This is a genomic window from Vibrio sp. ABH4_348, assembly GCF_056159765.1.
In genome coordinates this window covers 1662094-1684531 of the sequence record NZ_JBSWVW010000001.1, presented here as the reverse complement: position 1 = coordinate 1684531, position 22438 = coordinate 1662094, and the positions used below count along the sequence as shown (strand labels likewise).

At 44.6% G+C, this 22438-nt stretch carries 23 protein-coding genes; 14 read left to right on the top strand and 9 right to left on the bottom strand.

Translation table 11 applies throughout. The annotated features are described in order from the left end of the window. Positions 1-44 precede the first annotated feature (44 nt). On the bottom strand, positions 45-851 hold the full coding sequence (gene xthA, locus ACXAFJ_RS07565) for an exodeoxyribonuclease III (RefSeq protein ID WP_475322519.1): 807 nt from the start codon (positions 849-851) through the stop codon (positions 45-47). A 336-nt stretch (positions 852-1187) separates the two neighbouring features. Between xthA and ACXAFJ_RS07560 the strand changes: the two genes are divergently transcribed. Next, positions 1188-3299, top strand: a complete 2112-nt coding sequence (locus tag ACXAFJ_RS07560) for a methyl-accepting chemotaxis protein (RefSeq protein WP_475322518.1) — start codon at positions 1188-1190, stop codon at positions 3297-3299. Between the two features lie 51 nt (positions 3300-3350). Here the strand turns inward: ACXAFJ_RS07560 and ACXAFJ_RS07555 are convergent, their stop codons facing one another. The 6 genes from ACXAFJ_RS07555 to bioA form a co-directional block, all read right to left on the bottom strand. Next, on the bottom strand, positions 3351-4484 hold the full coding sequence (locus ACXAFJ_RS07555) for a JmjC domain-containing protein (protein ID WP_475322517.1): 1134 nt from the start codon (positions 4482-4484) through the stop codon (positions 3351-3353). 16 nt (positions 4485-4500) lie between these two features. Beyond that, positions 4501-4668 (bottom strand): pleiotropic regulatory protein RsmS, encoded by a 168-nt coding sequence (gene rsmS, locus ACXAFJ_RS07550; protein ID WP_475322515.1) that lies wholly within the window; start codon positions 4666-4668, stop codon positions 4501-4503. Then, complete coding sequence (locus ACXAFJ_RS07545) at positions 4665-5213, bottom strand: primosomal replication protein (RefSeq protein ID WP_475322514.1); 549 nt, start codon at positions 5211-5213, stop codon at positions 4665-4667. Before ACXAFJ_RS07545 ends, rsmS begins: the two co-directional genes overlap by 4 nt. Then, positions 5214-5987 carry a TSUP family transporter gene (locus ACXAFJ_RS07540; RefSeq protein WP_475322512.1) on the bottom strand — a complete coding sequence of 258 codons (774 nt, stop codon included), beginning with the start codon at positions 5985-5987 and terminating at the stop codon, positions 5214-5216. It lies immediately after the preceding gene. A gap of 36 nt (positions 5988-6023) precedes the next feature. Then, positions 6024-8099, bottom strand: a complete 2076-nt coding sequence (gene dinG, locus ACXAFJ_RS07535; RefSeq protein WP_475322511.1) for an ATP-dependent DNA helicase DinG — start codon at positions 8097-8099, stop codon at positions 6024-6026. A 64-nt stretch (positions 8100-8163) separates the two neighbouring features. Beyond that, positions 8164-9450, bottom strand: coding sequence for an adenosylmethionine--8-amino-7-oxononanoate transaminase (gene bioA, locus ACXAFJ_RS07530; protein WP_475322510.1), 1287 nt, complete (start codon positions 9448-9450; stop codon positions 8164-8166). A gap of 111 nt (positions 9451-9561) precedes the next feature. On the opposite strand from bioA, the gene bioB reads away from it, so the two are divergent. From bioB to bioD, 4 genes are read left to right on the top strand one after another with little or no spacing between them, the layout of a single operon-like run. Next, on the top strand, positions 9562-10614 hold the full coding sequence (gene bioB / locus ACXAFJ_RS07525; protein ID WP_475322508.1) for a biotin synthase BioB: 1053 nt from the start codon (positions 9562-9564) through the stop codon (positions 10612-10614). Continuing rightward, on the top strand, positions 10601-11758 hold the full coding sequence (bioF, locus tag ACXAFJ_RS07520; protein WP_475322507.1) for an 8-amino-7-oxononanoate synthase: 1158 nt from the start codon (positions 10601-10603) through the stop codon (positions 11756-11758). The genes bioB and bioF overlap by 14 nt, the downstream gene beginning before the upstream one ends. Before the next feature lie 32 nt (positions 11759-11790). Continuing rightward, positions 11791-12597: a malonyl-ACP O-methyltransferase BioC gene (bioC, locus tag ACXAFJ_RS07515; protein WP_475324085.1), complete on the top strand. Its 807-nt coding sequence runs from the start codon at positions 11791-11793 to the stop codon at positions 12595-12597. Next, a complete protein-coding gene (bioD, locus tag ACXAFJ_RS07510) occupies positions 12594-13277 on the top strand; it encodes a dethiobiotin synthase (protein WP_475322506.1) in 684 nt (227 codons plus the stop codon). The genes bioC and bioD overlap by 4 nt, the downstream gene beginning before the upstream one ends. Positions 13278-13389: 112 nt before the next feature. On the opposite strand, the gene ACXAFJ_RS07505 is transcribed toward bioD, so the two are convergent. Next, complete coding sequence (locus ACXAFJ_RS07505; protein ID WP_475322505.1) at positions 13390-13557, bottom strand: hypothetical protein; 168 nt, start codon at positions 13555-13557, stop codon at positions 13390-13392. Between the two features lie 263 nt (positions 13558-13820). Between ACXAFJ_RS07505 and htpX the strand changes: the two genes are divergently transcribed. From htpX to ACXAFJ_RS07460, 9 genes are all read left to right on the top strand, one after another. Then, positions 13821-14684, top strand: a complete 864-nt coding sequence (gene htpX / locus ACXAFJ_RS07500; RefSeq protein ID WP_475322503.1) for a protease HtpX — start codon at positions 13821-13823, stop codon at positions 14682-14684. A 178-nt stretch (positions 14685-14862) separates the two neighbouring features. Next, positions 14863-15282: a nuclear transport factor 2 family protein gene (locus ACXAFJ_RS07495; RefSeq protein ID WP_475322502.1), complete on the top strand. Its 420-nt coding sequence runs from the start codon at positions 14863-14865 to the stop codon at positions 15280-15282. Further along, positions 15279-16004: an SDR family NAD(P)-dependent oxidoreductase gene (locus ACXAFJ_RS07490; protein WP_475322501.1), complete on the top strand. Its 726-nt coding sequence runs from the start codon at positions 15279-15281 to the stop codon at positions 16002-16004. Before ACXAFJ_RS07495 ends, ACXAFJ_RS07490 begins: the two co-directional genes overlap by 4 nt. Before the next feature lie 14 nt (positions 16005-16018). Then, positions 16019-17293, top strand: a complete 1275-nt coding sequence (locus tag ACXAFJ_RS07485; RefSeq protein WP_475322499.1) for an NAD(P)/FAD-dependent oxidoreductase — start codon at positions 16019-16021, stop codon at positions 17291-17293. A gap of 38 nt (positions 17294-17331) precedes the next feature. After that, a complete protein-coding gene (locus ACXAFJ_RS07480; RefSeq protein ID WP_475324084.1) occupies positions 17332-18126 on the top strand; it encodes a DUF1365 domain-containing protein in 795 nt (264 codons plus the stop codon). Then, on the top strand, positions 18119-19357 hold the full coding sequence (locus tag ACXAFJ_RS07475) for a class I SAM-dependent methyltransferase (protein WP_475322498.1): 1239 nt from the start codon (positions 18119-18121) through the stop codon (positions 19355-19357). Before ACXAFJ_RS07480 ends, ACXAFJ_RS07475 begins: the two co-directional genes overlap by 8 nt. Then, on the top strand, positions 19357-19857 hold the full coding sequence (locus tag ACXAFJ_RS07470) for a DUF2878 domain-containing protein (protein ID WP_475322497.1): 501 nt from the start codon (positions 19357-19359) through the stop codon (positions 19855-19857). The genes ACXAFJ_RS07475 and ACXAFJ_RS07470 overlap by 1 nt, the downstream gene beginning before the upstream one ends. Then, the gene (locus ACXAFJ_RS07465) at positions 19854-20444 is read left to right on the top strand and encodes a chalcone isomerase family protein (protein ID WP_475322495.1); all 591 of its coding nucleotides are present in this window, start codon (positions 19854-19856) and stop codon (positions 20442-20444) included. The genes ACXAFJ_RS07470 and ACXAFJ_RS07465 overlap by 4 nt, the downstream gene beginning before the upstream one ends. A gap of 27 nt (positions 20445-20471) precedes the next feature. Then, positions 20472-21014: a DUF3833 domain-containing protein gene (locus tag ACXAFJ_RS07460; protein ID WP_475322494.1), complete on the top strand. Its 543-nt coding sequence runs from the start codon at positions 20472-20474 to the stop codon at positions 21012-21014. Between the two features lie 31 nt (positions 21015-21045). Here the strand turns inward: ACXAFJ_RS07460 and purB are convergent, their stop codons facing one another. After that, a complete protein-coding gene (gene purB, locus ACXAFJ_RS07455; protein ID WP_475322493.1) occupies positions 21046-22416 on the bottom strand; it encodes an adenylosuccinate lyase in 1371 nt (456 codons plus the stop codon). Positions 22417-22438 lie beyond the last annotated feature (22 nt).

Below are 22438 nucleotides of genomic sequence, written 5' to 3'. Positions count from 1 at the left end.
AAAAGAGGCGATTAACGCCTCTTTTTGATTTGTATAAGCCAAAACTAAGAGAATGTTGACCAAATTGGAGCGTGATCAGAGGGTTTTTCAATGCCACGCAATTCGTAATCAATATCGGATTCAACACATTTTTTCGCTAAGCTAGGTGTTGCGAGCACGACGTCAATTCGAAGACCACGGTTGTCGTCAAAGCCGCGAGAGCGATAGTCAAACCATGAGAACTTATCGTCTACTTCTGGGTGAAGTTGACGGAACGTATCTACCAAACCCCAATCAAGCAATGTCGCCAACCATTCTCTTTCTTCTGGCTGGAATGAACATTTACCGGTTTTTAACCAACGCTTGCGATTCGGCTCACCAATGCCAATGTCAGCATCAATCGGACTGATGTTGATATCGCCCATAACCACTACCTGTTCTTCGTTAGTGTGGTATTCATTTAGATAGGTCATTAAATCAGTGTAGAACTGACGTTTGTACGGGTACTTGGTTTCGTGTTCGATGTTGTCGCCTTGCGGGAAATAGCCATTAAGTACTGTTATTTCCTCTCCATTCTCATCAAGGAACTTACCGATAATCATACGTTTCTGGTGGTCTTCGTTATCGGTTGGAAAACCTTTCTGAACCGACAAAGGCTTTTGCTTACTGAGCATTGCAACGCCGTAGTGGGCTTTTTGCCCGTGAAACTCCACGTGGTAACCCATGGCTTCAACATCTGCTAGAGGGAAGGCGTCGTCGTGTACTTTTATTTCTTGCAAGCCAATTACGTCTGGCTGGTGTTTGTCAATTAACGCTTGAAGTTGGTGTAGTCGAGCTCTTAGCCCATTGATGTTGAACGAAATTATCTTCATTTCAGGTCCTTAACTGTGACGAACTCGAATTTGGTTGATGTCGCTTTACGGATTTTCAGTAGTTTTAGGGAGAAGTTGAGCTAGGTTCAATAATTCCCCATGTATAAGAAAAACCTACGATTTAGAGTTAAAGATAATCCTAACATAGGTCGATACAAGTAGGTCAATTTGGGATTGAAATTGTCTTGTTTCACTAATCCGTATGAATATTCAGCTACTGTTAAATTATTGTGATAAACGAGACGCCATGCCATTGATATCTAGAGTCAATGTGCTGTAATGGCTAAGAGGCAGTGGCCTATATTTACAACTGGTGTTTGCGGAAAAGGAAGTACTATGCGAACTCTCTCTGTTCAATGGAAAATTACCCTGTTAGCGGGTTTATGTTTATTAGTTACCTCTATGTCGCTAATCGGATTTTCGATTTTCAACGCGTCGAATAATCAACAGGTCATCCGCGATTTAAGCAACGAATCAGTGACTAGCAAATCTGAAGATTTGCTCAAAACGCGTGCCTTGTACAATGCCACCGAAGTGAGCAAGTACATTGAAGAGGCATTACATCGTGCTGAAATGTTAGCGTCTAGTGCACTATTTTTAAAAACCAACAGCGAAGAAAATTTTGGAGATAGTGAGGAGCTGCGTACCGCATTGGATCAAATGGCACGTAAAGCGGTTCTCGATTTTGATGCCATTCACGGGGCATACCTGGTGTTTGAACCAAACATGCTCGATAGTGAAGATACTAACTATGAAGGTGCAGAATACGTTGGTTCTAACGAAATTGGTCGTTTCGCACCATATTGGGTGACAGCTTCGAATGGTGAGAATGTTGTCTCCGCCTTACTTAGTGAAAAAGCGATAAAAAGCGACAGCGATAGTGAACGCTTCTTTTGCCCGATTGCCAGCGCCTCTACCTGTATTACCACCCCTCGCATAACCCAAGATGACAATGGTAGCTTCTTGGTTTCGTCAATTTCAGTACCAATTATCGTCGATACAGTTGCTATTGGTTATTTTGGCATTGATTTACGTTTAGATGCTATGAACGAGTTTATTCGTCAGTCGGACCAAGCGCTATTTAATGGAGAAGGGCACGTCAATCTAGTTTCTATGAATGGTGCTTTGATCGCGAGCGATGAAACTGAGCGTCAGATCGGTACTGCTTTTACTAGTGAAACGACCACAGCGGATCAGCTTACCAACGATTTGTTTAGCGGCTCAGTGCAAACTCACTGGAATGACAACTGGCTTACTGTTTTTGCCCCGATTCCTGTCGCGAATCAGACTTGGGGTATTCAATTTGATATGCCAAAAACTAAAGTGGTAGAAGATGCCACTAACCTCGATATTGTTATTAGTGCCAAAGTGGAAGCTGGCATTATGTCGGAACTAGTTACTGGCCTGATTTTAGTTGTGGTTGGCTTATTGGCAATTTGGTTAACCGCCACTCGTTTGGTGAAACCGATCAGGGAAGTAGTGACACGTCTTGACGATATTGCTTCAGGTGAAGGCGATCTAACACAACGTCTCGATGTCAAAAACAAAGATGAAATAGGGCAGCTCGCGACAGGCTTTAATACTTTCTTAGACAAGCTGCAAGGCACGATTTCTCAGGTAATCACTGCAACGGATGACATTGTATCTGTTACTCAAGACTCCGCCAAAGCGGTCCAACACACCAGAGGCAGCAGCGAAGCGCAGTTTAAAGAGGTGGATCTCGTCGCTACCGCGTCAGAAGAAATGACACAAACGGCTGGCTTAGTGGTTCAGAATGCTGAAGTTGCGGTACAGGCTGCTACACAAGCAAGTGAATCTGCGCAGGCTGGTCGCTCAGTGATAGAGCTTTCTGAAGAAGAAATGCGCATGCTGGTTGAAAAAATGAACAATGCGGTTCCTGTGGTTGAAGAACTCGCGACTAACAATGCCAACATTACTGAAATCTTGGGCGTTATTGAGGGCATCTCAGAGCAAACTAATTTGTTGGCGCTTAATGCTGCTATCGAAGCGGCTCGTGCCGGTGAGCAAGGTCGTGGTTTTGCGGTGGTTGCCGATGAAGTAAGAAACCTTGCTAGCCGAACTCAAGAGTCAGTAGAAGAAATCCGTACTGTTATCGAAAATGTTCAAAAAGGGACACAAGATGTGGTTTCTGCTATCCAAGACGGTAATGCATCGGCCAGTCAAGCTGCAGAAAAAGTGAAACTTGCGTCGACCGAACTGCAACATATTCATGATGCTATTGCTTCTATCAATGACATGAACAGTCAAATTGTAAGAGCAGCGGAAGAGCAGCAGTCGGTTTCTGGTGAAGTGAATCAAAGTGTCAGCAATATTCGAGACTTGAGCGCGCAGATATTAAGCCAAGCTGAAGAATCTGAAGGGTTCAGCCAACAAATCAGTAGGTTGTCCTCGGAGCAGCAGAAATTGGTCGGCCAATTTAAAGTGTAAAGCTCTTTGTAAAAAACGCAGCGTTATCGCTGCGTTTTTTATGTAACTCACTTAGTACTGCAGATACCAATACCCTTCGTTAACCCAAGATTCTAATGCTTGTTGATCTTCTGAGCATAGCCCAACCAGTTGTTCCACTTTTAGTTCATAGTGTTCTACAAAGGATTTCAGTTCGGAATCTGGAGCAAGAGCGTAGGCCTCACCGTTGATGAATACTGAGTCTTGATTTTTTGGAAGAGTGAGAACTCTAAGGCCAGCGGTTTTTACAAGACTAGCACCTTGCGCAAGCGCTTCTGACAGTTCTTGCCATGTAAAAGGCTGTTCAGGTTGAATCAAATCAACATGGTGGCGCGATTCACTTAGACCAAGTGCGATTGCTTGGTTTAACTTAGTTTCATCTTCTACTAGGTTCAATAGCATGGCTTTTAAATCTGACAAATGGTCGGATGCTATTGCTGTAGTAGTTTGTGAGCTAACGTCTCCCGGCCTGTGCCAGTGAACATCGCCTGCGTTTTCAGAGATTAAGTAATCAGCGAGTTTGGAAAACAACTCTTGCGCTTTGGGAGAACGGTAGCCAACGGAATAGCTGAGACTGGGTTCTAACGTGTCGCCTTCATGAGGGAAACCGGGTGGAATGTATAAAATGTCGCCGGGTTCTAGAACTTCATCAATAATTGGCTCAAAGCCAGTGATTTGTCTTAGTGCGCCACCACTGACTTTTTCTTGGTATTGGCCGATATCTTTTGCGCCCACTTTCCAGTGACGTTTACCCATACCTTGAACAATAAATACGTCATACTGGTCAATGTGCGGTCCGACACCGCCTTTGGGGGCGGAGAAACAGACCATAACGTCATCAAATAACCATTTAGGTAGCTCGTCGAATGCTTTTTCAAATTCGTGAACGTCTGGATGCCAGTGGTTGGCTGCCTGCACAACCAACTGAAAGTGCGACTCTGGTAGCGATTCGAAATGAGATTCGTCAAAAGGACCATGCTCAACCTGCCACTGGTTATTAGCGTTGTTGATAAATCGTGAATCTACATCTTGTTCAAGCGCAAGTCCTGCGACTTCGTCTGGTGAAATAGGATCAATAAAGTTGGCAAATCCACCACGAATAATGGTCGGCGATTGGTGCCAGTGTTTAGCGAGAAAGTCTTGCCAAGAAAAAGTAACGGAATACATAGCTAGCTCTGGGTTTTTAGCTTTTGGTGAGTTTATTCGTGAGGTCTTGTTTCACGATATCTATTGCTTGCAAGGCGGTTGCAGGGTCGATTTGGTTTTGCTCAAGTAACATAATCAAATCCACAGCGAGTTTGACGTGCTCAGGCGCATTTTCCAAACCATTTGCTGAGTCATTAGCCATCATTGATTCCTCTCGCGATAGGTGATTTGTTTTTCTATTCTGAGTTTAGATTCTTGGCAGCGCTTTAATCTTTGTTCCGTCTGTAGCACAGCTTGTTGAGCCGAGGCTTGCATACTCAAGGATGCAGTTTGCAATGCTCGTTGTTTTTCATCTAATAGTTGAACCAGTCTACGTTCCCACTCTTGATGTTGCGCCATCTCTTGATAAAGCTCGTTTATTGGCTTTCGATAGTAGTGGCTATGCTTGGGCTCTTTTTTGCGAAGTTCAGATGTAGCAAGCTCTCGCTGTAATGCCGCTGTTTGCGCCAGTAACTTCTCCGTTAGAAATTCGGCTCTTGGCCCAGTTAGCAAACCGCTGTCTTTTTCTCGCATTAACGTTTTCAGCGTTGACAGAGTCTCGTCGACGCAAGGTGTCATTAGGCGAGATAAACAACGAAATAAACGTTCATCAAATAGCGGTAAGCGGTGCTCACCTCGCATTCTATCGAGCTGAGCAGCTTGAGTTTTCATCTGTTGAAGCTGAGCTTCTAACTGGCTGAAATCACTCATCTAAATGATCCAAGCGTCATATGCCAATTTCACTGCAAGAATAGATACGACGGTGACAAACACGGGTCGAATAAACTTGGCACCAAATCGAATGGCAGAATGCGCGCCTACATAGGCACCAAGCATGACACACACACCCATGGTCAAACCTAACATCCAGTCAATATGGCCTAATATGGCAAAAGTGATCAGCGAGGTAAAATTACTGGTGAAGTTCATCGCTTTCGCGACACCAGAAGAGAGCAATATGTTTAAACGGTAGAGCGCCATGGTACTGACTGTCCAAAATGCGCCTGTTCCCGGCCCGGCTACACCGTCGTAAAAGCCCAGTGTTGCACCTTGTATGTATTGTCTACGGAACAGTTTTGCACCCACTTTAGGAAGGGTGGTGCCTTCACCCTGCGGAGTTTTGTGCCAGACCGAATAAATTGTGGCAATCAAAATGACAAGAGGCAGTGCTTTTTCCAACCATTCAGTACTAATGGCGTCGACCACTAAGGTACCGATTACCGCGCCAATAAACGTGGCGATAAAAGACCGTTTCCAAAATTCGGGGCTAAATAGCTTTTGTCTGTAGTAGGTGAACGCCGCCGTAGATGAAGCAAAGGTTGCAGCCAGCTTGTTGGTACCAAGGGCGACATGAGGCGGTAAGCCGAGAGATAGCAATGCGGGTACGGTTAACATACCGCCGCCACCGGCAACGGCATCAATAAACCCAGCAATAAACGCGACGAGAGCAATCACGACAAAAATTGTCGGGTCAAGCATTTCCATAAACAATTATTCTTCTAGTTATATTGAGAAACTCAATTAATAGTGAATTTCTCTTTTAAATGGGGGTAGTGAGTCGAGCAATGCCTTCCCATAGCGTTTTGAGACTAACCGCCGATCGAGTATGTAGACTGTACCAGAGTCTTGCTCTTTACGCATCAAGCGACCTACAGATTGAATCAACTTCTTACTCGCTTCTGGGACTGAGATATGCATAAACGGGTTTCCACCGCGTTGCTCCACGTATTCGGCATGAGCTTGCTCAATAGGCGAGGTAGGAACAGAAAAAGGTAATTTAGTAATGATAAGGTTTTCCAGGAGCTTGCCGGGTAAATCCAGGCCTTCTGAAAAACTGCCCGTTCCAAATAGCACAGAGGTTTTTCCAAACTGCAAAATAGACTTGTGCGTAGCGAGGATTTCTTCGCGTGACTTATTTCCTTGAACTTGAAGCCCCCACGTTTTGTTTTTGAACAGTTTCTCTAACTGTTCGGCGACCTTGTTCATTTGCCAATAGGATGAGAAGAGTACCAAATTGCCGCTGTTTTCCTTGATCAAATCAGGAATGGTTTCTACTAACAAGTCATTAAAATCTGGGTGTTGCGGTTCGTGCTTCATTTTAGGAACCACTAGGGTCGCTCGTCCTGGGTAGTCAAAAGGGGAGGCGAGCGCCAAAAATTGTGTGCCATCTTCTGGCTTAGTACTAATGCCAGATTGGATACAAAAGCTGGTAAATGAATTGAGTGCTCTCATGGTCGCTGAAACCAACACTGCGCCCACACAGCGGCTCCAGATTTGACGATCAAGCTCCCAACCGATTTCGATTGGAGATACATGAACCATGTGGTCATCATTTTGATCTGGAACTTGTTCTATCCAACGGGCAAGGGGGGCTGAGCTGGTTTCGTGTTTCTCTGCCATCAAAAGCCAAACGGCATGAAGGTTATCGACGCGTTGCAAGAAAAAACCGATTTCAGCCAACGCAGGTTCGCCAAGGTGTTTGCCAATTTCCCCTTGGCGTAATCGCTCGCCTATTAAATCCGCGATCTTTCCTGATGCTTGAGCGAGTTTTTGCGTGCTGTTTTTGAGTTCAAGTGACTTGTTTTCAAACCATTCTGGAAGCTCACCATTTTCAAATCGGTTAGTCCCTTCTGTGTATTCAAAACCAATGAGCACTCTTTGAAGCTCTGATAGGCTAGGAATGATGTCTTGAATACACTCGCGAACGGTATCTTTATAGCGATATACGCGTTTTTCTTCAGCGAGCCCACACAACTTGTCTAGGGCTTTGTTGTAGCGTTCTAACCAAGACATACTACCTTTGACACTCGCCGCTGCAGCAGAGTGTTCACGGGCAACGGTTGGCAAGTGATGTGCTTCATCGAACACGTAAATCGTATTTTCAGGCTCGGGCAAAATAACACCACCGCCAAGTGCAGCATCCGCCATGACCAAGCTGTGGTTGGCGATGATGACGTCACATTTGTCTATTCGAGAGCGTGCTTGATGGAAAGGACAGTCGCGATGGGCTGGAAAGCTGGCACTGCATGTCATTCTATCGCTGACAATAGTTTGCCAGATATTGTCATCAATGGGCGTGGGCCATGAGTCTCGTTCGCCATCCCATTTACCTCTCGATAGAGCATCGTAGAGCTCTTTTAAAAGTTCTCCCGTTTGTGCACTCGGTTTTTGCTCAAACATCGCAATTTGAGCCGCGTCCATGCCGTTGGCTTGAGCCAGTTTTTCTCGGCAACAATAGCGGTGACGTCCTTTGGCCAACACAAACTGACAGTCGGATTCAGAAATTCGTTTAAAGAGGGGAAGGTCTTTAGCAATTAGTTGCTCTTGCAGTGCGACTGTTGCTGTTGAGATCACTACTTTGCGATTATTTTGCATCGCAACTGGAATTGCTGCCATTAGGTAGGACAGTGATTTTCCGATTCCTGTTCCAGCCTCGGCAACAATCATGCGCTGTGACTTGTGGTATTCGCCGGATAACGTTTTAGCGATTTCAGCAACGAGATAGTTTTGTGCTCGTCTTGGTACAAAGTTGTCCAGTTGATGTTGAAGGTTCTGGTAGCTTTTTTTAATCGCTTTTTGGACGTTAGGATTGATCATGCGGCGCCTCTTTCAAATCGGCGCCGATGATAGCAGATTAATCAGGTTAAGTGGGCATAGAGGTTCACTGATTAAAGTGCTTTTGGTCGGAAACTATGGCCTCAACGGCTTTGGCAAGCTTCTCTATATGATGCTTTTCACTGATGTACGGTGGCATCATATATATCAAGTTTCTAAACGGGCGTACCCATACGCCATGCTTAACAAAAGTTTGCTGTACTGCGACAGGATCAACAGGAAAATGGGTTTCAACCACGCCAATGGCACCAAACGCTCTGACATTTCTAACCAAATCAAAATGTTGTAGCGGGGTTAGACACTCAGTAAACCAATCTTGAATGTTGTTTACTTGTTGTTGCCATTTATTTTGCAACAAGATCTCTAGGCTGGCATTGGCGACAGCACAAGCCAGAGGGTTGGCCATAAATGTCGGTCCGTGCATAAAACATTTTGCCTCGCCACCACATACGGTATGAGCGACATTTGATGTGGTTAAGGTTGCAGCTAACGACATGTAGCCTCCCGTTAACCCTTTGCCAAGACATAGAATATCAGGCTGAATGTCAGCATGTTCAACTGCAAACATTTTACCGGTACGACCAAAACCCGTCGCGATTTCGTCCGCAATTAGCAAAATTCCATGTTGGTCACAAAGAGCGCGAATACCAGCAAGATACTGTGGGTGATAAAAACGCATGCCGCCAACGCCTTGAACGATTGGCTCCAAAATAACCGCAGCAACTTCTCTTCGATTGTTTTCTAGAACTTGTGTGAACTGGTCTAAATCTGCTGGATCCCATTCCTCATAAAATAGGCAAGTTGGGGAATCAACAAAAATGTGCTCAGGGAGAAAACCTTTGTAAAGTTTATGCATTGAGTTATCAGGGTCTGTAACGGACATTGCTGCGAAAGTATCACCGTGATAACCGTGGCGTAACGTCAAAAACTTGCTGCGCTTTTCTCCTTTGGCTTGCCAGTATTGCAGTGCCATTTTTAATGACACTTCGACAGCCACAGATCCTGAATCACACATGAATACATGCTGCATGTTATCGGGTGCAAGCTGCAGAAGTTTTTTGCCGAGATCTATAACAGGCTGGTGGGTGAGTCCTCCAAACATCACATGGGAGAAAGCATCGGCTTGCTGATGAAGCGCCTGATTTAGTTTGGGATGATTGTAGCCATGTATCACTGACCACCATGACGACATACCATCGATGAGTTTTTCACCTGTTTCCAGTTCAATGTAGACACCTTCTGCACCAACCACTGGCAGGCAAGGTTGAGGTTCAAGGGTAGAAGTGTAGGGATGCCACAGATGCTTCTTGTCGAACTCAATATCAACTTTCATTTAATTGCTCAAAAAATAACCAAATGTAAACTTTGTGATTTTCTTTAGGTTGACAGTGTAATGGCTATGGGTAGACTAGCCAAGCTATAATAACGATACAAAGGAATTAGTGTGGAAGTGCGTCATAACTGGACTCATCAAGAAGTTCGCGAGCTAATGGATAAGCCTTTTATGGACCTAGTGTTTGAAGCGCAGCAGGTTCATCGTCAATACCAACAACACAATTACGTGCAGGTTAGTACCTTGTTGTCTATCAAAACGGGCGCGTGTCCTGAAGACTGTAAGTACTGTCCGCAAAGTGCCCGCTACACTACCGATGTTGAAAAAGAGCGTTTGATGGAAGTGGAACGTGTGCTTGACGCTGCGCAAAAAGCAAAAGCCGCTGGCTCAACGCGTTTTTGTATGGGCGCGGCTTGGAAAAATCCAAAAGCTCGAGACATGCCGCACTTAAGAGAAATGATTCAAGGCGTAAAGGGCATGGGGTTAGAGACCTGCATGACTTTGGGTATGTTAACGCCAGAGCAAGCAAAAGAACTCTCTGATGCAGGCTTAGATTATTACAACCACAACTTGGATACGTCACCGGAGTTCTACGGCAGCATCATCACCACTCGTACTTATCAAGACCGGCTAGACACGCTTTCTCACGTTCGTGATGCTGGAATGAAAATCTGCTCCGGTGGCATTATTGGGATGGGCGAGAGCGTAAATGACCGCGCCGGTCTATTTGTCGAGCTCGCAAACTTGCCGACTCACCCAGAAAGTGTGCCTATCAACATGTTAGTTAAAGTGAAGGGTACGCCGCTTGAAAACGTTGATGATGTTGACCCATTTGATTTTATTCGTCTAATCGCAGTGGCGCGTATTATGATGCCTGAATCAGCAGTGCGACTTTCTGCGGGTCGTGAAAACATGAACGAGCAAATGCAGGCACTGTGTTTTATGGCCGGTGCTAACTCCGTGTTTTATGGTTGCAAACTTCTCACCACACCAAACCCTTCTGAAGATAAAGATATGCAGCTGTTTGCCAAGTTGGGAATTAATAGCCAGCAAGTATCACAAAAGCCAGACGAGATTGAAGAAAACGAATTATTAGATCGAGTGGTAGAACGTGTTGCTGCTCGTCCAACCAAAGACGATCTGTTTTACGATGCGAGCGTTTGAGGCAAGAATTAGCCAAGCACTCAATGAACGTCAAGAAACTGGATTAACCAGAACAGTTGTTCCGCTCGAGCAGAATACCGGCCGTTTCTTAATTCAGGACGGCCAACGTTGGCTCAATTTCTCGAGCAACGACTATTTGGGCTTGGCAAATAACAGTGACATCAATCGCGCTTGGCAGAAAGGCATCGATGAATACGGTAGTGGCAGTGGCGCTTCTCCTTTAGTAACAGGTCAAAGCTATGCTCACCAAGTGCTTGAAAATACGTTGTGTGAGTGGCTAGATTACCCTGCCGCCTTGTTATTTGGCTCGGGTTTTTCAGCTAACCAAGCGCTCTTGTTTAGCTTATTGAGCAAGCAAGATTACCTATTGCAAGACAAGTTTAATCACGCGTCTTTAATAGAAGCCGGAACTCTTTCGCCTGCTACTATGAAGCGCTTTAAGCACAACGATCTCACTCATTTGGCTTCGCAGTTAAATAAGCAAACCGCTGAAGGTGAAACCCTTGTGGTCACCGAAGGCGTGTTTAGTATGGACGGTGACCAAGCACCTCTATCGTGTATAGAGACCTTGGTCAAACAACATGAGGCGGCTTGGGTTATCGATGATGCCCATGGCATCGGGGTATTGGGTCACGAAGGTAGAGGAAGTATCGATGCATTCGGTGTAAAGCCCGATATGCTAGTGGTTACCTTTGGCAAAGCGCTGGGGATTTCCGGTGCGGCGATATTGGCGAGTGAAGATACCGTCGAGTACTTACAACAGTTTGCTCGTCATTTCGTTTATTCAACGGCCATTCCGCCTTCTCAGGCCGTAGCACTAACCAAAGCTATCGATATTGTTCGAAATGAACAATGGCGCCGCGATAAGTTATTGGAACTCAGCCATTTCTATCACGATCAATGCGGTGATATAGCGGGAGTTGCGGAAACCAATACTCCAATTAAACCAATTATTACTGGTGACAGCGAAGTAACTTGTCAGTTAGCACAAGAGTTAAAGTCTGCTGGTGTATGGGCAACGGCGATCAGACCGCCTACCGTGCCAAAAGGTACGTCTCGCATCCGGTTTACCTTATCTGCTAATCATGAAAAAGAAGACATCATGTTATTAGCCAAGCACTTATCTGAAAGGATAGGGTTTTAAATATGCAGTTAGAATTAGAACCTTTGCAGGATGTGAGTCAGCAGCCTTTACACACCTTCAACCTAACACAACAAAAACGAGCTATAGCCCGGTCATTTGGAAAAGCGGCGCAAAGTTACGACAATCATGCCGAACTACAAAGGCAGGTAGGGCGCGAGCTCATCTCAAAACTACCTGCAAATCTACAAGGTAAAAAGGTGCTAGACCTTGGTTGTGGGACGGGGTACTTCTCGGAAGTCCTTATTGGATTAGGCGCACAGGTAGTGTGTGCGGATTTGTCTGAGGAAATGTTACAGCAGGCAAAGATCCGCTGTGGTGGTCGAGCAGACTATCGATTGGCCGACGCCGAATGTTTGCCCTTTGAAGATAATGAGTTCGACTTTGTCTTTTCGAGCTTGGCATTGCAGTGGTGTGAAGACCTATCTCAGCCACTAAGTGAGGCTCGCCGAGTGACAAAAGCTGGTGGCATGGTGGCGGTTGCGACTTTAGCCGATCGCTCACTTTATGAATTAAACTCGTCTTGGCAAAATGTTGATAATCAAAGACATGTCAATCGTTTTAAAACAGCAGATTTAATTCAAGCTGAAATCGAACAGTGCGAGTTTTCTAAACGAAATGTTGGGCTGCAGCAACACGTCACTTTCTATTCGAGCGCAGTGTCACTAATGAGAGACCTTAAAGGAATCGGCGCGAACTTGGTGGTTGATCGTACCGGAGGTAGTTGTCAATTAACTAAATCCGATTTGATTCAATTGGAGTCCTGCTATAAGGCGTTTCGCCATGAAAATGGATTATTACCCGCTACCTATCACGTTGCCTATGGAGTATTAACAAAATGAGTAAGGCATTTTTTATCGCTGGTACCGACACTGATGTGGGAAAAACGGTTGTCTCTAAAGCGATTCTTCAGGGACTAGTGAAAGGAGGGCATAAGACCGTAGGCTTTAAGCCAATTGCTGCAGGTTGTGAAACGACACCAGAAGGCAATCGAAATGACGATGCTTTGCACTTGCAAACAGACTCTTCGGTCGAAGTGCCCTATGAATTGGTCAATCCAATTGCGTTGACGGCGCCCGCTTCGCCGCACATCGCGGCAGACATCGATGACGTTGCTATCGATGTGAGTGTATTAGATGAGTCGCTGGCAAAGCTCAAAAGCAAAGCTGACTACGTTCTCGTTGAAGGCGCGGGTGGTTGGCGAGTTCCGATGACTTTAGAGCAAAGCTTGTCAACTTGGGTTGAAAAGCATCAACTGCCTGTTGTGCTAGTGGTTGGCGTCAAACTCGGTTGTCTAAATCATGCTTTGCTGACGGCAGAAGCCATTAGCAACGATGGAGTAAAACTAATCGGTTGGGTCGCGAATTGCGTTGATGCTGACATGCCACACTATCAAGAGAACATAGCCTTCTTGAAGGCAAACCTTCCAGCCCCATTATTAGGTGAGATCCCACGTTTAATTGACCCGAATAGTGTCGATTTGTCGGGTTTTATCGACATTTCATCAATAGTGAAGCTCTAGTATTTACCGCGATCAAAAAAAGCTGCCAAGGCAGCTTTTTTTGTTTGGGTGATGATTTGGGTCACTAATTTTAGCTATAGCAAGTTGGTAGTTACCCGAAACAAAGCATAGATTAGTGCTCGGCAGTCAGTCCCATTAGGGCTTGTTGTGTTTCCGCGATGTGTTGCTCTGCTTTGTTTTGATCAGCAATGCCTAGTTGCTTCCTAGCTTCTTCTTCCGACAAGCCAAGGTGGCAGCAAAGTAAATCAATAGCCATTTGATAGTTGCTAGTTTCTACCATGATGTTGTCCTTTTGTCCCATGGAAGTCATTTCGAACTAAATATAGTTCATTTCCAAGATGTAACAATAAGACCAAAGTCTAATGGGTCGAATGCGGCGGCTGACATTAAATGTTGCAATTTAGCTGTCACAGAAGCCATTTATAACTTGGCGTATCGTGCGTCAGCGCCAACAATATAAAGGTAGCTGAGACTTACGCTAGAAAGGCGACAAGCCACACCTTAGTTAAACAAACTCAACATCACGCACATTGGAGAAAATGAATGAAGCGCGCAATGCTTTTTATTGCAACTAACCTTGCCGTAATACTGGTTTTAAGTATTGCGTTAAATATTGTTTATGCAGTGACGGGTATGCAACCCGGCAGTTTGTCAGGTCTGCTTGTGATGGCTGCGGTATTTGGTTTTGGTGGTGCGTTCATCTCTTTATTGATGTCAAAAAAGGTGGCTTTAGCCTCTGTTGGCGGTGTGGTTATCGAAAGTCCACGCAACGAAACTGAGCATTGGCTTCTGGAAACGGTTTCAAGACAAGCGCAGCAAGCTGGAATTGGAATGCCAAGTGTCGCCATTTATGACTCATCTGATATCAACGCTTTTGCGACCGGAGCGAAGAAGAACGAGTCGCTAGTTGCCGTGTCAACAGGCCTATTACACAACATGACACGTGACGAAGCTGAAGCTGTGTTAGCTCACGAGGTGAGTCATATTGCCAATGGCGATATGGTGACCATGACCTTAATGCAAGGTGTGATAAATACCTTTGTAATTTTCTTGTCGCGATTGATTGCTAACGCAGTTGCGTCCAATGATGAGGAAGAAGGTGAAGGCACCAACTTCATGGTGTATTTTGCGGTATCCATTGTGCTCGAGTTAATCTTTGGCTTCTTAGCAAGCTTTATTACTCGTTGGTATTCACGTCACCGCGAGTTTCACGCCGACGCGGGTGCAGCACATTTAGTTGGTAAGGAAAAAATGATTGCCGCCTTAGAGCGCCTTAAAGTTAGTCATGATTCCAAGCTTGAAGGAAGCATGATGGCATTTGGGATAAATGGTAAACAGACCATGTCTGAACTGCTAATGACGCACCCACCATTGGATAAACGTATTCATGCACTAAGAAATTTGTAATACGCTCAATAAAACAATGCGTTAAATTGGTCTATACTTTTGAAAAGGCTTGGTTTTATACCAAGCCTTTTTTTGATCTTATTTAAAATTCGCTACGTAAACAGTCCCATAGTTAAGAGAGACAATCGTTCTCAACTAGAGAGCGTGTCAAAAACACAATCTAACAGGACAAGTAATTATGGACGTTCAATCGGTGGCCAATGTCTATGCCAATTTGCAAAAAAGCAATTTGGATTCCTTGACGACGATATACCACCAAGATGTTGTTTTCGAGGACGCTGCACATCGACTTGAAGGATGGCCTGCACTGGAAAAGTATTTCGATAGCCTCTATACCAACGTCAAAACCTGCAGCTTCGAGATAGAGCATCAGCAGCAAGTAGAAGATACTGCATTTTTGGCTTGGACCATGACGCTAGAGCACCCAAAACTTAAAGGTGGTCGAGCTGTTTCGGTAAAAGGGGTCAGTCAACTCAAGTTCGAAAATGGCTTAGTGATTTACCACAGAGATTATTTCGACCTCGGTGAAATGCTCTACGAGAACTTACCAATATTAGGCAATGTCATTTCGGCAATCAAAAAGAGGTTAGGGCAATGAGCGCGGTATTGATCACCGGAGCGACATCAGGTATTGGCAAGCAGTTGGCGTTAGATTACGCCAACAACGGCACACAAGTTATTGCATGTGGTCGCAATTTAAGTGTCCTCAAAGAACTATCAGAATCCAGCAATAACATTCACACCATAGCATGTGACCTAACAGATTTAGCTGAAACCAAAAAGGCGTTTGCTTCACTGCCAGTGCAACCAAGCACGTGGATTTTTAATGCTGGTAATTGTGAGTACATCGAAAAGGGTGAGTTAGACTCGGCACTTTTTAAGCGAGTCTTCGACATCAATGTGATGGGAGTTGTGCATTCAATCGAAGCTACTCAGTCTCAGTACAAGCAGCAAGATAGAGTGGTAATTGTCGGCTCTATCGCCAGCGCCTTGCCTTTGCCACGAGCAGAAGCTTATGGCGCATCCAAAGCAGCGATTGATTACTTAGCTAAGACCCTGAAGGTTGATTTACAACACAAAGGAATTGACGTCAGTGTGGTTTATCCAGGATTTGTCGACACACCACTAACTCAAAAAAACACCTTTGCCATGCCCATGATTGTCACCGCACAACAAGCTTCGAAAGCGATTCGCGATGCATTACGGAAAGGCAAAAGCTTTATTTATTTCCCTGCAGGGTTCACTTGGACATTAAGAATGTTAAGGCTTCTTCCGAGCTCTTGGCAGATCGCTTTAGGTCGAAAACTCATTAACGGTTAAATCGAGAAAACATTATGAAAATAGCAATTATCGGCAGCGGAATTTCTGGTTTAACCTGTGGCTACTACCTACATAAAGAACACGACGTCACGGTCTTCGAAGCCAACGACTACATTGGTGGCCATACGGCGACCGTAGACGTTGAAGTCGATGGCAGAGACTACTCAGTAGATACAGGCTTCATTGTCTACAACGACCGGACTTATCCTAACTTCATCAAAATGATGAACGAAATAGGCATTGAAGGTCTACCAACTCAGATGAGCTTCAGTGTATGTAACGAATCGAATGGCCTTGAGTACAACGGTCACAAATTGTCTACCCTGTTTGCCCAAAAACGCAACTGGCTAAATCCGAAGTTTTATCGATTTATTCAAGAAATACTGAGATTTAATCAATTGGCAAAAGAGGCAGCGCAGAGTGAAATCCAAGACAACTTAACTCTTGGCGACTTCTTGCGTACACACGGGTTCAGTGATTACTTCAACGACAATTATATTCTTCCTATGGGGGCGGCAATTTGGTCTTCCACATTGGCAGATATGCGGGCTTTTCCGCTACGATTCTTCACTCGCTTCTTTTTGAATCACGGTCTATTAGACATTAAGAACCGTCCGCAGTGGTATGTCGTCAAAGGTGGTTCCAGAGCTTACATTCCAAATTTAACCAAAGGATTTGCCGACAACATCAGACTCAATTCTCCGGTGGACAGCGTTGTTCGCAATGGTGCGAAGGTAGTCGTAGCGTTCAACGGTAGGACTGAAGAGTTTGACCATGTCATCTTTGCCTGCCATAGCGACCAAGCGAAAAACATGATCGCAGATTTAAATCAGGTTGAGTCAGAAATTCTCGGCGATTTGGAATATCAATCCAATCAGGTTGTGTTGCACACCGATGAAACCTTGCTACCTCAGCGTCGTAAGGCTTGGGCTTCTTGGAACTACCGTTTGACGGGCAAAGCCGATGAAGAGCAGCAAAAACCAACGCTGACTTACAATATGAACATTCTCCAACATATTGAATCCGAGAAAACGTTTTGTGTATCGCTGAACAGCCCGGATTATATCAACAAGGACAAGATTTTAAGGGAATTTGTTTACGACCACCCAGTGTTCACCAAAAAGACAATTGCCGCACAGCAGCGCAAAGCTGAAATCTATTCAAGTAGTTTCTCGTTCTGCGGAGCATACTGGTACAACGGCTTCCACGAAGATGGGGTAAAAAGTGCTTTAGATGCGGTTGAACACGTCAAGTCTTTGAGTGACAGCCGTATTCAGGGAGCAGCTTAGTGAACAAAGGTTACGAAGGTGAGCTCTCTAGCCGCATCATGGTTGGTGATGTCAGACATCGTCGACATTCACCTGTTAAACACGAACTGAAATACCCCATGTTCATGCCTTGCATCGATTTGGATGAATGGTCAACGTTGCAAAAAAAAGTGTGGGGGTTAGGTGAAAAGTGGTGGCATTGGGCGCGTTTTAAGCGAAGCGACTACTTTGGATCTGGCGACCTGAAAACCGCGGTCCAAGATAAAGTTTTTGAACTCACAGGCCATAGATTTACTGGCAAAGTAAAAGCTGTGCTTCACCTCAGATACCTAGGACTTTATTTTAGTCCGGTTAACTTCTACTACTTATATGATGAACAGGGAAACTGGCAGTATTTACTAGCGGAAGTGACTAATACGCCATGGAATCAAACGCATTGTTACGCTGTGCCAGCGGGAAAAGAGCATACTGCAGACAAAGAGTTTCATGTATCTCCCTTTAATCCAATTGAACAGACTTACAAATGGAAACTTAGACCGCTCACTGAGCGATTGTTTGTTCATCTTGAATGTCATCGAGATGACCGAGAGTTTGACGCGACATTGGCGATGTCTTCGCAACCATTTGATACAAAAACATTTTTATCAAATTTGATCACTACCCCTGCAATGGCAGTAAAAGTGAGTGTAGGTATTTATTGGCATGCGTTGAGGCTGTGGCTTAAGAAGGCACCTTTCTATCCGCATCCAGACAAATTAGCAAAAACGAGTGAAGCTTTAACCAGCTCGGCAATGAATGCGTCCGACGATCGTTATTTGCATCCAGATAATAAAAAGGAAAAACAGAATGGTTGAGTCAGAATTAACAATTTCCCAACCGGTTGGTCTTAGTCACTTTCAAAATTTGGCGAGAAAATTCATTCTCGAGGCACTATCAAAAATTCAGTTTGGTCAGGTAATGGTGACCGAGCGATTTGGGTCTCAGGATTTTAAACAGGTATTTGGCAGCGACAATTCTTTGTTCGCGGAGGTTGATATTCACGACCCGGATTTTTACAAAACGTTTATTTCCGGAGGCAGTATTGCTGCAGGTGAAGCTTATATGGACGGCATGTGGTCCAGTCCAGACTTGTCAAAAGTAATGCAACTGATGGCAAAAAACCTCAATACTCTTGATGCAATGAATAAAAGACGCAACCCACTCACTACTATTGCATTTAAATTAGGGCACTGGCTAAATCGAAACACGCTAGGAAATTCGAAAAAAAATATTGAGGCTCACTACGACTTAGGTAATGACCTTTATAAAACTTTCTTAGATACCAATATGCTCTACTCATCGGCTATTTATAAAGCGGATGACGAGTCTTTACACCAAGCTCAAATAAACAAAATGGAGCGTTTGTGCCAGCAGCTAAATATCACTGAAAAAGACCACGTAGTAGAAATTGGTACCGGTTGGGGAGCTATGGCGATTTATATGGCCAAGCAATACGACTGTCGTGTCACGACAACCACTATTTCAGAAGAGCAGTACAACTGGGCACAAGAGAGAATTGCGCAAGAAGGATTAGAGGATAAAATCACCTTACTGAAACGCGATTACCGAGACCTAGAAGGCCGTTTTGACAAGCTAGTGTCAATCGAAATGATCGAGGCGGTGGGTAAGCAATTTCTTCCTAACTTCCTGAAAAAATGTGAAAGTTTGTTAAAGCCGGGTGGTTTAATGGCGATACAAGCTATCACCATCGCAGACCAACGATATGACTATTACAGTCAAAATGTCGATTTTATCCAAAAGTACATTTTCCCGGGTGGTTTCCTACCTTCGGTATCTGCGCTGGCGCAAACCAGTGCCAAAAATACCAGCTTAGTAGTAAAAGACTTGTTCGACATTGGGATCGATTACGCCAGAACACTTGCAGATTGGCGAGAACAATTTGAACTGGCCAAGCACCATTTATCACAACTGGGTTACGACGAACGGTTCGTTCGTATGTGGCGCTACTACCTGTGTTATTGCGAAGGTGGTTTTCGAGCACAGTCAATCAGTACTGTCCAAATGACCTTTAGGCGTGGTGAATAATGGGTACCTTGTTGTTCGTATCAATTTGGTTTCAGTCATTGTGGTTTTTGGCCGTTATTGGGCAGAACAACTGGGCATGGCTCTTAGCTCCTTTGGTCTTGGCAACTTTGATTTTGAATCAAATCAAGTCGCCTTTGCCAGTGGCCCGACTTACTGCGTTAATGATAATCGGGATAGCAATAGATTCGCTGAACACAGTGATTGGCTTGTTTGACTTTGGGTCGACCTTTATGCCGGTATGGCTCATCATGTTATGGGTCATATTCAGCTGGTATACCTATTATCTCTATCCCACGCTGAAAAAATTTGCAGCGAAGTATGTGATTACTGCTTTCGCTATCTCTGGACCATTTTCTTATTTCGCAGGATATACGTTTAACGCGGTAAGTCTTCCATACGGTACCGGAATGACAATGGCGATTCTCGCTCTTCAATGGGCCGCCGTTGGCTATTTCGTTCACAAGGTGATGTTCCGTTCACGTGAGGTGGTGTACTCATGAACAAATTACTATCTCAGAAGAAGAGTAATCCCTGGGCTTTGGCAAAGCGTAAGTTCCTAGCTTTGCTGACTTGTGCTGTCTCTTTTAGTGTTTTGGCAAACACGGTAGATGATTCTAGCGCTAATGTATCGGTTGATTGGCAGGCTTGGCCGGTAGTAGGAGAAGCAAAGCTGAAAGTTCTCTTTTTCAATGTGTATCAATCGACTCTGCTAACGCCTGATGGACGTTATAAGGAAGGGGAAGACGTGTCTCCTCACCCTTTAACGCTCAGTATTCAGTACCAAAGAGATATTACCGGTGAACAACTGCTCAATGCGACCGCAGAACAATGGCAGAAGCTCGGTTTCAGCGACACCGATGATTGGATAACCACTTTGGCTAAAGTTTTTCCAGATGTTCGTGACGGGGATGTTTTGGCCTATCGAACCACCGGCTCAAATGGTTACTTCTACTTCCGGCCGACGGGCGAAGAATTTCAGCGAATTGCTGAAGTTAACGATGAACAATTGAATGATGCGTTTCTCTCTATATGGCTTGCTCAGAATAGCCAGTATCCAAAGTTAAGACGTCAACTAATAGGCAATTAAGCCACCTCTCTTTAATTGGAAATTATTATGTTTAAATTTCACAGAATATGGATTCTGGGGATCGCTTTGTCTTTTATTGCAGGGTGTTCCGCTGATTTATCGGATTACCAGGAGAGCAGTCCAGACTTTGAACTGTTTGAATATTTTGAAGGTGACAGCACTGCATGGGGCATGGTGCAAGACTATTCGGGCAAGCAAACACGACGCTTTGAAGTTATTCTCAAAGGCACAGTAGAGGGAAATGTTCTTACGTTGGAAGAAGACTTTGTTTTTGATGATGACGAAGAAGACCGAAGAGTGTGGGTGATCACCCGTCAATCGGATGGTCAATACACGGGCACTGCGGGAGACATAATTGGTGAGGCCACAGGACAGGTGGTTGGTAATGCACTTCGTTGGAAATACGATCTTGAATTACAACTTGATAGCGGCCCGATTGTGGTCACGCTAGATGATTGGCTTTATCGACAAGATCAAAATCATGTGTTTAATTTAACCAGCATCAAGAAGTTTGGGGTTGAAGTAGGCACCATTACTATCTTTTTTCAAAAACAAAAGGCCTCGGAATGAGGCCTTTTGGTGCAAACTTTAACTCTTCAAATTAAAGAGAGTCAGTCAGTTCAATCGCCTGACCGATGTAGTTGGCTGGAGTCATTTGCTTGAGACGAGCTTTTTCATCTTCAGGCAACTCTAGTCCATCGATGAAGTTACGCATTGCTTCACCATCTACACGTTTACCGCGAGTTAACTCTTTCAGTTTCTCATATGGCTTCTCGATACCGTAACGACGCATAACCGTTTGTACAGGCTCAGCAAGTACTTCCCAGTTTTGGTCAAGTTCAGCAAGAAGAGCTTCACGGTTTACTTCTAGCTTACTAATACCTTTTAGTGTTGAAGTATAAGCAATAATTGCGTAGCCGACACCAACACCAAGATTACGGAGTACTGTTGAGTCAGTCAGGTCACGCTGCCAGCGTGAAACTGGTAATTTCTGCGCTAGGTGCGCAAGTACTGCGTTAGAAAGACCCAGGTTACCTTCCGAGTTTTCAAAGTCGATTGGGTTAACCTTGTGCGGCATAGTTGAAGAGCCGATTTCACCAGCAATGGTTTTTTGCTTGAAATGACCTAGGGCGATATAACCCCAAACGTCGCGGTCGAAGTCGATTAAGATCGTATTGAATCGTGCAATCGCATCGAATAGTTCAGCAATGTAATCGTGTGGTTCGATTTGAGTCGTGAACGGGTTCCAAGTAACACCCAAAGATTCAGTGATAAATTCTTCACTGAATTTGTGCCAATCTAGAGTAGGGTAGGCAGATAAGTGGGCATTGTAGTTACCGACTGCACCATTGATCTTGCCTAGAATTTCAACGTTTTCGATCTGCTTGTATTGACGTTCCATGCGGTACGCCACGTTTGCCATTTCTTTACCCATAGTAGATGGAGAAGCTGGCTGACCGTGAGTACGTGATAGCAATGGAATATCACGGTATTCTTTTGCAAGTTCACTGACGGCATCAATGATGTTGCGAATTTCAGGCAGAATCACGTTGTCACGTGCATCTTTTAACATTAACGCATGAGACGTATTGTTGATGTCTTCTGAAGTACATGCGAAATGGATAAACTCATTAACCGCATCAAGTTCAGCTACGCCTGCCACTTTTTCTTTCAGGAAATACTCGACAGCTTTTACGTCGTGGTTGGTGGTGCGTTCAATTTCTTTGATTCGCGCCGCATCTTCTTCAGAGAAGTTAGCAGCAAGTTCATCAAGGAATTGGTTAGCTTCAGCACTGAATGCAGGAACTTCTGCGATCTCAGGTGTAGCTGAAAGCTTCTGTAACCAACGGATTTCAACGATTGTGCGGTACTTAAGCAAACCGTACTCACTGAAGATATCGCGCAACGCAATCGTTTTACTGCCGTAGCGGCCATCTACTGGTGAAACAGCAGTCAAAGCTGACAGTTCCATGTTTTTCTCCTGAATAGTGTTT

Excerpts from the sequence above, each read along its gene's own strand:
- xthA (WP_475322519.1), bottom strand. The coding sequence starts at position 851 with ATGAAGATAATTTCGTTCAACATCAATGGGCTAAGAGCTCGACTACAC.
- ACXAFJ_RS07560 (WP_475322518.1), top strand. The coding sequence starts at position 1,188 with ATGCGAACTCTCTCTGTTCAATGGAAAATTACCCTGTTAGCGGGTTTA.
- ACXAFJ_RS07555 (WP_475322517.1), bottom strand. The coding sequence starts at position 4,484 with ATGTATTCCGTTACTTTTTCTTGGCAAGACTTTCTCGCTAAACACTGG.
- rsmS (WP_475322515.1), bottom strand. The coding sequence starts at position 4,668 with ATGATGGCTAATGACTCAGCAAATGGTTTGGAAAATGCGCCTGAGCAC.
- ACXAFJ_RS07545 (WP_475322514.1), bottom strand. The coding sequence starts at position 5,213 with ATGAGTGATTTCAGCCAGTTAGAAGCTCAGCTTCAACAGATGAAAACT.
- ACXAFJ_RS07540 (WP_475322512.1), bottom strand. The coding sequence starts at position 5,987 with ATGGAAATGCTTGACCCGACAATTTTTGTCGTGATTGCTCTCGTCGCG.
- dinG (WP_475322511.1), bottom strand. The coding sequence starts at position 8,099 with ATGATCAATCCTAACGTCCAAAAAGCGATTAAAAAAAGCTACCAGAAC.
- bioA (WP_475322510.1), bottom strand. The coding sequence starts at position 9,450 with ATGAAAGTTGATATTGAGTTCGACAAGAAGCATCTGTGGCATCCCTAC.
- bioF (WP_475322507.1), top strand. The coding sequence starts at position 10,601 with ATGCGAGCGTTTGAGGCAAGAATTAGCCAAGCACTCAATGAACGTCAA.
- bioD (WP_475322506.1), top strand. The coding sequence starts at position 12,594 with ATGAGTAAGGCATTTTTTATCGCTGGTACCGACACTGATGTGGGAAAA.
- ACXAFJ_RS07505 (WP_475322505.1), bottom strand. The coding sequence starts at position 13,557 with ATGGTAGAAACTAGCAACTATCAAATGGCTATTGATTTACTTTGCTGC.
- htpX (WP_475322503.1), top strand. The coding sequence starts at position 13,821 with ATGAAGCGCGCAATGCTTTTTATTGCAACTAACCTTGCCGTAATACTG.
- ACXAFJ_RS07495 (WP_475322502.1), top strand. The coding sequence starts at position 14,863 with ATGGACGTTCAATCGGTGGCCAATGTCTATGCCAATTTGCAAAAAAGC.
- ACXAFJ_RS07490 (WP_475322501.1), top strand. The coding sequence starts at position 15,279 with ATGAGCGCGGTATTGATCACCGGAGCGACATCAGGTATTGGCAAGCAG.
- ACXAFJ_RS07485 (WP_475322499.1), top strand. The coding sequence starts at position 16,019 with ATGAAAATAGCAATTATCGGCAGCGGAATTTCTGGTTTAACCTGTGGC.
- ACXAFJ_RS07480 (WP_475324084.1), top strand. The coding sequence starts at position 17,332 with ATGGTTGGTGATGTCAGACATCGTCGACATTCACCTGTTAAACACGAA.
- ACXAFJ_RS07475 (WP_475322498.1), top strand. The coding sequence starts at position 18,119 with ATGGTTGAGTCAGAATTAACAATTTCCCAACCGGTTGGTCTTAGTCAC.
- ACXAFJ_RS07470 (WP_475322497.1), top strand. The coding sequence starts at position 19,357 with ATGGGTACCTTGTTGTTCGTATCAATTTGGTTTCAGTCATTGTGGTTT.
- ACXAFJ_RS07465 (WP_475322495.1), top strand. The coding sequence starts at position 19,854 with ATGAACAAATTACTATCTCAGAAGAAGAGTAATCCCTGGGCTTTGGCA.
- ACXAFJ_RS07460 (WP_475322494.1), top strand. The coding sequence starts at position 20,472 with ATGTTTAAATTTCACAGAATATGGATTCTGGGGATCGCTTTGTCTTTT.
- purB (WP_475322493.1), bottom strand. The coding sequence starts at position 22,416 with ATGGAACTGTCAGCTTTGACTGCTGTTTCACCAGTAGATGGCCGCTAC.